At 52.6% G+C, this 12,006-nt stretch carries 12 protein-coding genes; 1 reads left to right on the top strand and 11 read right to left on the bottom strand.

The window, feature by feature from the left end; translation table 11 throughout:
- Nucleotides 1–56 precede the first annotated feature (56 nt).
- From A3841_RS14890 to pyrF, 8 genes are all read right to left on the bottom strand, one after another.
- Entirely contained in the window at nucleotides 57–1,352 is a 1,296-nt protein-coding gene (locus tag A3841_RS14890) for a hypothetical protein (RefSeq protein ID WP_073853290.1), read from the bottom strand.
- Nucleotides 1,349–2,632, bottom strand: coding sequence for a DUF2851 family protein (locus A3841_RS14885; protein ID WP_073853288.1), 1,284 nt, complete (start codon nucleotides 2,630–2,632; stop codon nucleotides 1,349–1,351). The genes A3841_RS14890 and A3841_RS14885 overlap by 4 nt, the downstream gene beginning before the upstream one ends.
- Before the next feature lie 108 nt (nucleotides 2,633–2,740).
- Nucleotides 2,741–3,208 (bottom strand): YehS family protein, encoded by a 468-nt coding sequence (locus A3841_RS14880; RefSeq protein ID WP_073853286.1) that lies wholly within the window; start codon nucleotides 3,206–3,208, stop codon nucleotides 2,741–2,743.
- 44 nt (nucleotides 3,209–3,252) lie between these two features.
- The gene (locus A3841_RS14875; RefSeq protein WP_073853284.1) at nucleotides 3,253–3,663 is read right to left on the bottom strand and encodes a VOC family protein; all 411 of its coding nucleotides are present in this window, start codon (nucleotides 3,661–3,663) and stop codon (nucleotides 3,253–3,255) included.
- A gap of 34 nt (nucleotides 3,664–3,697) precedes the next feature.
- Nucleotides 3,698–4,039, bottom strand: a complete 342-nt coding sequence (locus A3841_RS14870; RefSeq protein ID WP_073853282.1) for a zinc ribbon domain-containing protein YjdM — start codon at nucleotides 4,037–4,039, stop codon at nucleotides 3,698–3,700.
- A gap of 114 nt (nucleotides 4,040–4,153) precedes the next feature.
- Nucleotides 4,154–4,834, bottom strand: a complete 681-nt coding sequence (locus tag A3841_RS14865; protein WP_073853280.1) for a tetratricopeptide repeat protein — start codon at nucleotides 4,832–4,834, stop codon at nucleotides 4,154–4,156.
- Between the two features lie 92 nt (nucleotides 4,835–4,926).
- A complete protein-coding gene (locus A3841_RS14860) occupies nucleotides 4,927–5,376 on the bottom strand; it encodes a hypothetical protein (RefSeq protein WP_073853278.1) in 450 nt (149 codons plus the stop codon).
- A 129-nt stretch (nucleotides 5,377–5,505) separates the two neighbouring features.
- Nucleotides 5,506–6,333 (bottom strand): orotidine-5'-phosphate decarboxylase, encoded by an 828-nt coding sequence (pyrF, locus tag A3841_RS14855; RefSeq protein WP_073853276.1) that lies wholly within the window; start codon nucleotides 6,331–6,333, stop codon nucleotides 5,506–5,508.
- Between the two features lie 127 nt (nucleotides 6,334–6,460).
- On the opposite strand from pyrF, the gene A3841_RS14850 reads away from it, so the two are divergent.
- Nucleotides 6,461–6,979, top strand: a complete 519-nt coding sequence (locus A3841_RS14850; protein WP_073853274.1) for a hypothetical protein — start codon at nucleotides 6,461–6,463, stop codon at nucleotides 6,977–6,979.
- 445 nt (nucleotides 6,980–7,424) lie between these two features.
- Here A3841_RS14850 and A3841_RS14845 read toward each other — a convergent pair whose 3' ends face one another.
- From A3841_RS14845 to A3841_RS14835, 3 genes are all read right to left on the bottom strand, one after another.
- On the bottom strand, nucleotides 7,425–8,069 hold the full coding sequence (locus A3841_RS14845) for a LolA family protein (protein ID WP_073853272.1): 645 nt from the start codon (nucleotides 8,067–8,069) through the stop codon (nucleotides 7,425–7,427).
- Between the two features lie 27 nt (nucleotides 8,070–8,096).
- Nucleotides 8,097–10,706, bottom strand: a complete 2,610-nt coding sequence (locus A3841_RS14840; protein WP_073853270.1) for an FtsK/SpoIIIE family DNA translocase — start codon at nucleotides 10,704–10,706, stop codon at nucleotides 8,097–8,099.
- Nucleotides 10,707–10,781: 75 nt separating this feature from the next.
- Nucleotides 10,782–11,813, bottom strand: a complete 1,032-nt coding sequence (locus A3841_RS14835; RefSeq protein ID WP_073853268.1) for a quinone-dependent dihydroorotate dehydrogenase — start codon at nucleotides 11,811–11,813, stop codon at nucleotides 10,782–10,784.
- Between the last annotated feature and the right edge of the window lie 193 nt (nucleotides 11,814–12,006).

Here is a 12,006-nt window from a genome sequence, read left to right as displayed (position 1 = left end):
CAGTCTTAAATAGGGCGCAAAGGTACGAAAAAACGGGCGAGTTTGAAAGTATGGCGCTAAGGCAGTCGCAAGCGCTGCAGCAGGCGCTGTGCATACACATTCTGCAGCAGCAGGTACACCAGGAAGGGCAGGTACACCAGGCGGTAACGGCTCAGGGTGCCGAAGTTAGGGGTAGAGAGCCCGGTAACGCCGGCCATCACAAGTATAAACACCAGCAGCACCACATGCAGCAACTCTATTTTGATACCTGCCTCTTTCCGAAAAGCTGATGCCATGGCCATACCTGTGAGCAGCAGAAGCAGCAGGTTCTCTAAGGCACTAAGCAAGTATAAAGGCTTCCACGATTCGCCGATGAAGGGGCGGTAGATGGAGCTGAGGGCGGCTTCGGGGTAGCTCAGAAGCATACTGGACAAAGTTGGCTCCAGGTTGCCCAGGTCAATATGCGGGGCGTGCTGCGATCGGTGTAGCAGCGATGAGTAATTGTTCTCCAGGTTCCAAAGTATAAAATCAGGATTGAAAACGCTCCGCTGCCACATCACCACCAACACGGCCATACCTGCCAGCACCAGCAACAGCAGCAGCTGTGTCCTCAGCAACTGTAGCGGTTTAAAGTATACCTTCAGCCTTTGCACCAGCACGTAGGCCAGGAGCAGCGGCAGCAGCAGGGCGGCATAAAACAGCTTTATTTTGATGAACAGGTACAGCTGCAGGGGCAGCAACAGCCAACCCCAGACACTTAGCCTGTGCCCGTGCGCAAATGCCAAGGCCACTCCAATGAGCCAGCACATACTGCCAAACATCACCGGCTCCTTCATCACGCCCACGCTCCAGAAAACCACCGAGGGAAAGAACAAGAAAGCCATTACTGCCGCCAGCTTATACTTCGGCAGCACCCGCGCCAGCCCCGACACCAGGTATACACTCCCCCAGAAACTAAAGAGCGCCAGGTACAGGTTGTTGAGGTAGTATTGGCCGGCAGTGGCCAGGTTGAGCACACTCAGCAGCTTTATAAAGAAAAAGGAATTAGTAAAGTCCGGATATTCGGTAAAGGGCAGCGAGGCCTGCAAAGCTTCACTTTCGAACTGGTTTGTGAGCAGAAACTTTAGGTAGCCTACCGGATTCTGTTGCGCATACTCCAGCAGTTGCACACTGGCGGCTTGGTAGACATGGGTATCGCTGGAGGCGGCATAACTGTAGCGAAATACGGCAAAAGCCAGGGCAAAGAGCACCTTCAATCCCAGCGCCGGCCAGAAGTATGGCTTTATTTCCTGCGCCCACGCCTGCCGGCACAGCCACCAGACAAGGCCACCCAGTAAAAGCAGGTTGAGGAGGTAAACGAAGACTATACTCACTTAGCTGGGCTGTTCTTTTTCATGATCTTGTTGCCTACGGCGCAGCGCATGCAGTTTATGAGGTGGCAGTAGCGTTTGTAAAGCCCCAGCGCCGCCTGGTTATCCGCCGCAGATTTTGCCTGCCAACCCAGTTCCCCGTAGAGCCGCGTATACTTGTTGCTCTCCTCCTTCAGCTGCTCCAGCAGGGTAATGGCTTTCTCCAGGTAGGCACGGTCGCCGGTGTTGGTGGCGTAGGCGGCAAGTATAGGCACGGCCACGTTAATCACCAAATTCTGTGCGCTGCTTTTGCCCATCCCTTTCGAGGCAGCCTTGCTCGCGCGGCCAAACAGGTAGTGCTTTTGCCAGTAACCAGAAACCGGCGCCTGAAACAGTTGTTCATACTTTTTAACGGCATCGGCCTCCAGTATTCTGGTAAAAAGTGAAGGGTGCTGGTGCAGTAATGCCGCTAGTTGCGCGAGTCGCACTGTGGGAAAGTTGGCGGGGCGCATGCGCAGGAAATTCCAGTGGTGGCGCGGCAAAGGCTGTAGATTATACTTGTGCTGCAGGAAAGTATACTCCCGCTGCAGCAGCTGTGCGTACGCTTCCTCGGCATCGGCTAAAAAACCTGCCTGCCCCAGCAGCAGCGCCTCCAGCTGCAACAGGTTATGCTGATGGCGCCGAACCACGTGGAACGGAAGTGATTTGGCCAGCTGCTCGAACGGCTGCTGGTTTACCTTGAAGCCGAAGCCGCGCAGCAAAGAATAATAGGTAGTCTGCTCCCAATCGTTCCCATAACCACAGTATACCTGCAGCACTTCCTGCCCTTTCTCCTCCAACCGCTCTACCAGCGCCCGCTCCAGCATCAGCATTTTAGTGATCTCCGGCACATCCCGCCAAAAGGGGGCGCAGGGAATGGGATGCCTCGCCCTTTGCAGCTGCTCATAGGTCTGCAGCAGACGCAGGTCCACGCGGTTTTGCAGCTCCAGCACCGGCACCAACGTGCCATCGGTTCGTGCTACCGGCACATCGGCCTGCCATACCACGTGCAGCACCACCTGGTCATACTTGGGGTCGTGCTGATGGTTGTGGCGGTGCCAGTCGGAGGCCCTGAGGTGCACCTCCACGCTCCCCGACCACTCCACCTCCCCCACCCGAAGTATGGCTTCCCTGAAATCCGGGCCGGCATCGGTGTTGTAGAAGCCCGTCCGCAGCACCTCAAGTGGCGCACCATCGGTGGTGGCCAGCGCGGTTTTGCCAAAGTACTGATGCTGCCAGATGTAGTGCAGGAAATCCTCTTTCATGGGATGGGTTTATACCTCAAGATGCGGAAAGTATAGTATAAAACCAAGTGAAAAAGTAACGCCTGCCCCGGTTTGGGAACAGGCGTTTATACGTTGAGTGGGCTGTACTTAATCTTCCCTGCCCCTGTACTTTAGCTGCATGCCGTGCAGGAAGTTGCGCAGGATCTGGTCCTTCAGCGGGCGGTACTGGCTCTGGTTGGGGTTGCGGAAGAAGGCGCTCAGTTCATGCTTGCCCAGCTTGAAATCCGCCAGGGCCAGAATGTCCAGCATGTCCTCGTCCCTCAGGTTCAGGGCGATCTTGAGCTTGCGCAGGATGGTGTTGTTGTTCAGGCGCTGCTCCGGCTCGGGCTGCGGCCCCTCCTTTTTGCCGCGCTTCTCGTTGATAAAGCCGTTGAGGAAAGCCGCCAGCTGCTCGTCGTCCAGCTCCTTGTGCTCCGGGTCTTCTTCTTTCTTCAGCCAATCGCTTACCTCGGCGCGCGTCACCTGCTTCCCTCCTGAGCCAAACAGCTCGATCATTTTCGCGTCGCTGTAGTCAAATGTATAGCGGATGCGGCGTAATATGTCGTTCTTGGTCATTCTAATTGTATGTGATGAGGTCTTTTGTTCTGGCAGATTTGTGTTTATACGTCCAGGTTAAGCTGCCACGACACGCCATACTTGTCGTTTAGCCAGCCAAACTTCTTACTGAAGCCATAGTTGCCCAAAGGCATCAGGGCGCTTCCTGCCTCAGAAAGTTTGCCATAAAGCATGTCTATTTCCTCTTCGCTCTCGCAGTTGACAAAGATGGAGATGGCCGGTGTAAAGCTGAACTGGTGCCCAACTCCCCCATCCATGGCCCTGTACTCCTGCCCTGCCAGTGTAAAGATGGCCTGCTTCACGGTGCCTTCTTCGCCACCGGGCTCTCCTGCCTTGAAGTACTCCAGATGCTTTATTTCGGACTCCCTGAAAAGCGAAGTATAAAGGTTTATGGCTTCCTCGGCTTTTCCGCTTTGCTCGCCTACGAACAGCAGGTAGGTGGTTGTTTTTTGCATAGAAGTATAGCGCGCTTTTAAGAAAAAGGATGGATTACGCCTTCCTCACGAATTCAGATTTAAGCCCCATCGAGCCGAAGCCGTCAATTTTGCAGTCGATGTTATGGTCTCCGTCCGTCAGGCGGATGTTTTTTACCTTTGTGCCAGCTTTTACTGGCTTTGGAGCGCCTTTTACCGGTAAGTCTTTAATTACGACAACCGTATCGCCGTCCTGCAGGACGTTGCCGTTGGCATCCACTACTTTCAGTCCTGCCTCTTCTTCCACTTCACTCGGGTTCCACTCATTGCCGCACTCCGGGCAAGCGTAGGTCTCCTCCCCCATTGCATAGCCATAAGGCGAATTGCATTTCGGGCATTTTTTCATTTCTTCTGACATGGTACTATTTAATTTTGATGTTTTCTTTTTGATCGTTTGCAACGTGCTAGTGCAGCTGATGGGCGAGGCGTAGCTGAAGTATAGAGCCTGTGCGGTGTTGAATGGAGTAATATTCTACATCATGACCGGTAGGGTCAATCCACCTACAACAACTTCTTTTCCGTTATGCTTTCCAGGAATCGTTCGCACTACTCTCTGCAATACAGATGTTAGTTCTTGTTGAGCAGCGTCAGTCTTATTAGGTGTCACGATAATTGCATTCAAGCTCCCATCTTTGCTGAAATACAGAGAAAGGGCAAGTAATCTTCCTTGACCAACCTGCTTTCGAAGTAGCTTTGACTTTTTCAGCTCCGCAACCAGTGACTTTTCGATAACTTTATTTAGACCTCCCTCTACTAAAGCCTCTTCTTCTACAGCGTTTACCAGAACCTTGGGCGCTACATCCACAACGTCATAGTGCATAGTATCCGCATAGGCAATCTTTTGATGTAACTGCTCCTTCAGCATCTGAGCAGCCTCTTTGTCACCTAGCCTGACACAGGCCTGCAATAGTTCTATCGCCTTGTCTTTACTTCCGAATTGATAATTAAGTACAGCTAGATTGTACAAAGCATCTTTATGCCGAGGATTTAGAGTAAGCACCTTTTCAAATTCAGCGGCTGCAGCTGTGAGCTGTTGCTGTTTGTAAAGCTCTAATGCTTGTGAATAAATTCTATCAGCCTGTTCGGAGTCTTGAGCTGCAAGTTTAGTAAAAGTGACAAGTACAGCTAAAAGCAGGAGTAATAGTTTCTTCATGTTTTAAATCTTATTCAATTCAACGTTAAGTACATAATGCGAGCGAGGCGAAGCCAAAGCTTGACTTATGTGCAGTGTTGTGAAATGTAATTTTATTCAAGCACTACTGTTCTATTATGCTGCACGGTTACCGTTCTCTCTGGCTTACCTTGCTTAGATTCAGTATAGCAGTTATCGAGAATAAGGACCCACCCTTTTCTTAAATTTACACTTTTAGACGTATTCACCCCATTTATTCTGATGTCAACAGTAAGAGTCTTATTCACGTCCAATATGCCATAGTTAGTTCTTTCATTTTTATTTAAAACCCAAAGCCCATTATCATCTTGGTAGATAGATAACTGTGTTATGCCAGTTGAAAAATTGGATTCAACAACTTCATTTCTTACAAGCCCCCGCCCATTTATACTTATATCTACAGTATCGGATTTAAAGCAGCTACCAATAATTAGAGAGAACTGGTTCTTCTTTCTCTTCGACTGGCTGTAAGAGGTTCCTACTATCATTGAAACCAGAAGAATCGCAAGAAGACCTTTTTTCATGATTTTTATATTTCACAACGGTTAGTATAAACGACAACATACTGTTTATTGTCGTTTTTGACAGATAACCGTATGTTGTCGTTTATACTATACACAAAAGCCATTAGAAAGTATCAGCAACCCCCAATTTTACCCCACCAACAACTCCTCCAACAGTACCTCCATTTCGCGCTGCACGGCAAAGGCGGCTTCTCTCGCTCTTTCGGCAAAATCGTAGCCCGAGGAGGCGTAGATGATGGCGCGCGACGAGTTTACCAGCAAGCCGCACTGGCGGTTCATGCCGAGGCGGGAGATTTCTTCCAGGCTACCGCCCTGCGCACCCACGCCCGGCACCAGCAGGAAGTTATCCGGTGCTACCTGGCGCACGCGCTGCACATACTCGGCCTGCGTGGCCCCTACCACGTACATCAACTGGTCCGGATTGCCCCACTCCTGGCTGGTTCTCAGCACCTGCTCAAACAGGTATTCTTCGTTGCCGTCCTCCAGGCGCAGCATCTGAAAATCCTGGCTGCCGGCGTTAGAAGTCAGGGCTAAAAGTATAACCCACTTGCCGGCCTGCGTCAGGAACGGCTTCACCGAGTCCGCTCCCATGTAGGGCGCCACCGTAATGGAGTCAAAATCCATGTTGTCGAAAAAGGCACGGGCGTAAAGCTCCGAGGTGTTGCCAATATCGCCGCGCTTGGCATCGGCAATGGTAAAAATATTCTGCGGAATTACCTCCAGCGTCTTTTGCAAGCTTATCCAACCCTGCGGCCCCTGCGCCTCATAAAAGGCAATGTTGGGTTTGTAAGCCACACAAAGGTCGGCGGTGGCCTCTATGATCTGGCGGTTAAACTCGAAAACTGGGTCCTCCAGCTCCAGCAGGTGCTGCGGGAGTTTCAGCGGGTCGGTATCGAGGCCGATACACAAGTATGATTTCTTGGTCAGGATCTGCTCGAAAAGCTGCTCTCTAGTCATGGCTTGCGGGGGATAGTTGATTTCTACAAAAGTATGAATTTGCTTCAGAGGTCGAAACTTTCCGGTTCCTTTCCTGTAATTGCAACCTATCATCCTGTAAAAGGGTCTTAAAATTAAATTGAAAGCCATGAAAGCAGCCTCCTCCATACTTGCTCTTCTTTTCCATGTGCTCCTTTTAACCGGGTGCAACAAAGAAGAGGATGAAGCAGCCCCGAACCAATGGGTGAATAACACGGAAGAACTCACGCAACAGAATAAGAAGAAGGTCTCTATTACCCAGGGCATTACCGGCACGCTCACCCTGATAGAAGGCAACTGCATGCCCATCATCGGGCCGAACAGCACCTGCAAAGAGTACCCTATTAAGCGGAAGATCGTTATCTACCCCTACACCACCCTGCAGGAGGCCAACCGGCACGACTTTCTATACTATACGCTTGATGCTAAACCTGTTGTAACGGTGGAGAGCGACGCTGAGGGCTTTTACCAGGCCAAACTGACTCCCGGCACCTACTCTGTCTTCATCCAGGAAAACGGGAAGCTCTATGCCAATGGTCTTGACGGGCAGGGCGGTATAAACCCGGTGCGTGTGGAGGAGGATATGGTAGTTAGTTTCAACCTGCGCCTCGATTACGCAGTTTATTAACTGGTAATACGCAGGGTATGCAGTTGGTGGAAAAGTATGAGAAAGTCCGCGTTTAAAAGTATAACCGGTAGTTCTTACAAAAATTTTCTTCTTTGCTGGCGCGGATTTGTAACACGTGCCTCCTTATCTTTTTAGATTCGGCCCTATAGAATCAACAGCAACAACAGTAGTGTAACATTGTCCCCTTGAGGGGACCATAGGGGTGTTTACACCTGCAGATTCACCAGCAAAAGTATACGCTCCGTAGCTCTACACCCCTGTTGTCCCCTCAAGGGGACAATTGTTCTTGAAAAGACGCATTGCCAGAAAAAATGTGGAACAAGATAAGGGTGAAAACTCGCGGCAGGATTGTTTGCACAGCTCCAAAAAACGGCCCCAAAGTATAAAAAGCAAAAAGGCTGCCCCAAACAGGAGCAGCCTTTTTCAGTATCATAAATTGGTTGGATTATCTTAAGTCTACCACGTTCACGCCCTTATACTTGGCCTTGTTAAACGTAAAGGCGTCGGTGGCCAGCGTTGGGTTTGCCTGGAAATTGCTGATAGTATAAGTATAGCGGTTGCCGTTGTTACGGAACATTTCCCAGCTCTTCAGCGTCTTGTCTTTCTGGCTGATGTACAGGCGCACTTTGTAGATCGGGTTCTTGCGGTCTTCCGGTGCGAGCTCCACCACATCGTGCTTCACGCCTCCCACCGTCTCGGTGCCGGCGTAGGCATACTTGTAGCCCTTCTTATACATGTCGAAAATCTTGCCTGGCGCCATGGCCTCCGCTTCTTCGTCTGTCTCGGTAATAGTTACCTCGTTGGCGTCCTTCAGAAAAGTATACAAGGTCTTGCCATCGCTGATGATCTCCTGGCCGCTCACCCCCAGCCTATACTTTTCGCCGCTCACAGTAATGCTGCCGTTCATGGTTTCCTTCACCTTGGACGACGGGTTTTCCAACGTCTGGGCAAAATCAGCCTTAAAGGCCTTCATGGAGCGGTACTTCTGGCTCATGGCATTCAGGATCTTGGTCGCTTCAGGATCTTGCTGGGCCTGGGCCACCGATACAAACATCAGCACAAGCAGCAGTAAAGAGAGTATTTTTTTCATGTCGTGTATAAAGTACTTTTCAGGTTTCTACCCGAGTGTATTCAATAACTGTTCCAAACTGTACTCATCGGTAATTAAAACTTCGCGGGCCTTGCTCCCCTCAAACGGACCCACCACCCCGGCGCTCTCCAGTTGGTCAATCAAACGGCCTGCACGGTTGTAGCCCAGTTTCAGGCGGCGCTGCAGCAGCGAGGTGCTTCCCTGCTGGTGCTGCACAATTACGCGGGCAGCTTCTTCAAACAAAGGGTCGCGGTTGCTCGGGTCGAAGTCGGCCTTGTCATTTCCGCCCTCATCGCCCACAAACTCCGGCAGAAGGTAGGCATCGCTGTAGCCCTGCTGCCCGCCAATGTGGTCGCAGATGCGGTCCACCTCCGGCGTGTCCACAAAAGCACACTGGATACGGATCATATCCGAGCCGATGGAGAAAAGCATATCTCCCTGCCCGATCAGCTGATCGGCACCACCGGCATCCAGAATAGTGCGGGAGTCGATCTTGGAAGTTACTTTGAAGGAAATACGTGCCGGGAAGTTAGCCTTGATGATACCCGTGATTACGTTCACCGACGGGCGCTGCGTGGCTACCACCAGGTGAATGCCGATGGCTCGGGCCAACTGCGCGAGGCGGGCAATCGGCGTTTCCACCTCCTTGCCGGCTGTCATCATCAGGTCGGCGAGTTCGTCAATCACCAGCACGATGTAGGGCATAAAGCGGTGGCCTTTCTGCGGGTTCAGCTTGCGCTCCACAAACTTGCGGTTATACTCTTTCAGGTTACGGCAGCCGGCATCCTTGAGCAGATCGTAGCGCATATCCATCTCCATACACAGCGAGTTGAGCGTGTTCACTACCTTTTTCGTGTCGGTGATGATGGCCTCGTCGGTGTCAGGCAGTTTGGCCAGGAAGTGGCGCTCGATCTTGTTAAACAGCGAGAGTTCCACCTTCTTCGGGTCCACGAGTACGAACTTGAGCTGCGAAGGGTGGCGCTTGTAGAGCAGCGAGGTCAGGATGGTGTTCAGGCCTACGGACTTACCCTGTCCTGTGGCACCCGCCATGAGCAAGTGTGGCATCTTGGCCAAATCGGTGATGAACACCTCGTTGGTGATGGTCTTACCGAAGGCGATCGGCAGGTCCATGTCGCTCTTCATGAACTTCTCCGTGGAAAGTATGGAGCGGATGGAAACCATCTCCTTTTTCGTGTTAGGCACCTCGATACCGATGGTACCCTTGCCCGGGATCGGCGCGATGATACGGATTCCCAGAGCCGCTAAGCTCAGGGCAATGTCGTCCTCCAGGTTCTTGATCTTGGAGATACGCACCCCGGCGTCCGGCACGATCTCGTATAGCGTCACCGTAGGGCCGATGGTGGCTTTAATGCTGGCGATGCCGATGTTATAATGGCCTAGCGTGGCCACGATCTTGTCCTTGTTTTCCTCCAGCTCTTCCTTGGTTACCTGTATCTTGTTGGCACCATAGTCGTTCAGCAGCTCGATGTTCGGGTACTGGTAGCGGGCCAGGTCCAGCGTCGGGTCGTAGTTCTCCATATCCCCGATGGCCCTTTCCTCCTCCGGCGTCTCCTCTATTTGCAGCGCCATTTCCGACTCCTCTTCCGGTTCCTCCTCCAGTTCCAGGTCTTCCGGCAGGTCTATGTCCAGTTCCAGCGATGGGGAGTCATACTTTGCCGGGGCGGCGGGCGGCTCCGGCTTTTTCTGTTGCTGCAGCGCGTGCAGCTCCATCTCCAGCGCACGGTTTATTTCCTCATCGTCCTCGTCGAACGGTACCTCATCCTCCTCTTCTTCATACTCCAGCGAGGCCGTAGGGTCGGCGTTGTGGTTGATGTGGCTTGTTTTGGCGCCCAGCACATCGCCCAGGCTCTCGGCATAGTTTTTCTCGGCGCCGGCGCCTTCCGTAGCCAGGGCAGGCTTGGCGCTGCCCCAGTTTATACTTGTAACGTTGAAGAAACTCACCACAAATACCAGCAGCAGGAAGCCCAGCAGCAGCCACGAGCCCCAGCCAATCAGGCTGTTGAGCCAGAGGGCCGCCTCAATACCCACGGCACCACCCAGAAAGCCGTACGGCCCAATGGCATCCAACGTGAACACAATGTAGCCCATCATCAGACTCAGCCACAGCATGCCGAAGCTGCAGAGGCCCAGCACATAGCTCAGCGACACGTTTACGCGCTTAAAAACAATCTTTGAGCCGGTGAAGAACAGCACCGGTATCAGGAAGAAGGCACCGATGCCCACTAAATCGTTGATGAAGAAGTGCGAGATCCAGGCACCCACCAGGCCTAACCAGTTCTCCGCCTCCTTCCCCGACTCTTTCAGGCCGGAGCCGCTCACGGTTTCTACCACGCTTTGGTCGGCGTTGCCGGTGAAGAGGTAGGACACAAACGCAATGGTGAGGAAGAAGGAGATAAGCAGGAACGTGAAGCCGGCCGACAGCTTAAAGCGGCGGTCGTGCAGAAACCCGATTCTTAGATTAATCCGGGGTCTTGGAATCCGGAAGGCCCATTTTTTCTTTTCTTTCTTCGGTTTCTGCCCCTTCGGCACATTTGCTCCACGCGGCTCATTCTTACCGCGCACCTCGTTCTTCCGCCCTGCTTGCAGCGTGTCGTCTCTGTAAGTGTTCTTGGCCATACCCTCAGCTATCGTTAGAATCCCAAATTTACACTTTTTCGTGGCAATGCCTCAGCCCGCCTGTCCGAATGTGGCTTATCTGGAAAGTAATTTTTTATTGATCTGGCTTATCAGGGATGGCCCTTCATAGATGAAGCCGGTGTAGAGTTGCACCAGGTCGGCACCGGCGTTCATTTTGTCTACCGCGTCCTGGGCCGTCATGATGCCGCCCACCCCGATCAAACGGATAGCAGGGGGCAGAAACGTGCGCAGGTGCTGTATAATTTGGGTAGAAGGGATGGTCAGCGGTTTTCCGCTCAGGCCGCCCATTCCGATTTCCTGTACCCGCGCCCCTGTCGTTTGCAGGCCCTGGCGGCTGACGGTGGTGTTCGTGGCGATGATGCCGCTGAGTTTGGCCTCCTGAGCAATTTCGATGATGTCGTTGAGCTGGTCCAGGTTCAGGTCCGGGGCTATTTTGAGCAGCAGCGGCTTGGGCGTGCCCATTTTCTGGTTCTCCTCCTGCAGCGAAACCAGCAGCTTCTGCAGCGGCTCCTTGTCCTGCAGCGCGCGCAAATCCGGCGTGTTGGGCGAGCTCACGTTCACCACAAAGTAATCCACCACGTGGAACAACGCCCTGAAGCAGTATAAGTAATCGCGGAGCGCCTCCTCGTTCGGTGTTACCTTGTTCTTGCCGATGTTGCCGCCCACAAGGATGTTGCTTTTGCGCTGCTCCAGCCTCCGCACAGCCGCATCCACCCCCAGGTTGTTAAAGCCCATGCGGTTGATGATGGCCTGGTCCTGCGGCAAACGGAACAGGCGCGGCTTGTCATTGCCCGGCTGCGGCTTGGGCGTCAGGGTGCCGATCTCCACAAAGCCAAAGCCCAGCTCGGCCAGTTCGTCCACCAGCATCGCGTCCTTATCAAAGCCTGCGGCCAGCCCCACCGGGTTTGGGAACCTCAGTCCGAACAGCTCGCGCTCCAGCCTCGCATCCTCCAACTTAAACATACTTTCGGTAATGCTTTTGGCGAAAGGCAGTCTCAGCGAGGCACGCAGGGCATCGGTAGTGAGGTAATGCACTTTCTCGGGATCAAGCTGGAAAAGCAGCGGGCGCAGGAGGCTCTTATACACGGCGTATCGGGTTAGGTTATACTTGCCTGCAAAGATAGGATTAGGTTTTAATGATTGCTGAAGGAAGTGGATCTTTTAGAAAAGCGAGCTACAACAAGCCCTGAGAAGGCCATTTTGTCTCCTGTCACACCCTGAGCCAGCATCAGAATACCCCCCTTGCCTGCGCTAGCAAAGCTGCCCTGATTCAGAAACA

The sequence above is a fragment of the Pontibacter flavimaris genome (genome assembly GCF_001907195.1).
Classification (GTDB): Bacteria; Bacteroidota; Bacteroidia; order Cytophagales; family Hymenobacteraceae; genus Pontibacter; species Pontibacter flavimaris.
This window is presented reverse-complemented; position numbering and strand designations above follow the sequence as displayed.

Coding starts and splice junctions, on each gene's coding strand:
- A3841_RS14885 (WP_073853288.1), bottom strand. CDS start 2,632: ATGAAAGAGGATTTCCTGCACTACATCTGGCAGCATCAGTACTTTGGC.
- A3841_RS14880 (WP_073853286.1), bottom strand. CDS start 3,208: ATGACCAAGAACGACATATTACGCCGCATCCGCTATACATTTGACTAC.
- A3841_RS14875 (WP_073853284.1), bottom strand. CDS start 3,663: ATGCAAAAAACAACCACCTACCTGCTGTTCGTAGGCGAGCAAAGCGGA.
- A3841_RS14870 (WP_073853282.1), bottom strand. CDS start 4,039: ATGTCAGAAGAAATGAAAAAATGCCCGAAATGCAATTCGCCTTATGGC.
- A3841_RS14865 (WP_073853280.1), bottom strand. CDS start 4,834: ATGAAGAAACTATTACTCCTGCTTTTAGCTGTACTTGTCACTTTTACT.
- A3841_RS14860 (WP_073853278.1), bottom strand. CDS start 5,376: ATGAAAAAAGGTCTTCTTGCGATTCTTCTGGTTTCAATGATAGTAGGA.
- pyrF (WP_073853276.1), bottom strand. CDS start 6,333: ATGACTAGAGAGCAGCTTTTCGAGCAGATCCTGACCAAGAAATCATAC.
- A3841_RS14850 (WP_073853274.1), top strand. CDS start 6,461: ATGAAAGCAGCCTCCTCCATACTTGCTCTTCTTTTCCATGTGCTCCTT.
- A3841_RS14845 (WP_073853272.1), bottom strand. CDS start 8,069: ATGAAAAAAATACTCTCTTTACTGCTGCTTGTGCTGATGTTTGTATCG.
- A3841_RS14840 (WP_073853270.1), bottom strand. CDS start 10,706: ATGGCCAAGAACACTTACAGAGACGACACGCTGCAAGCAGGGCGGAAG.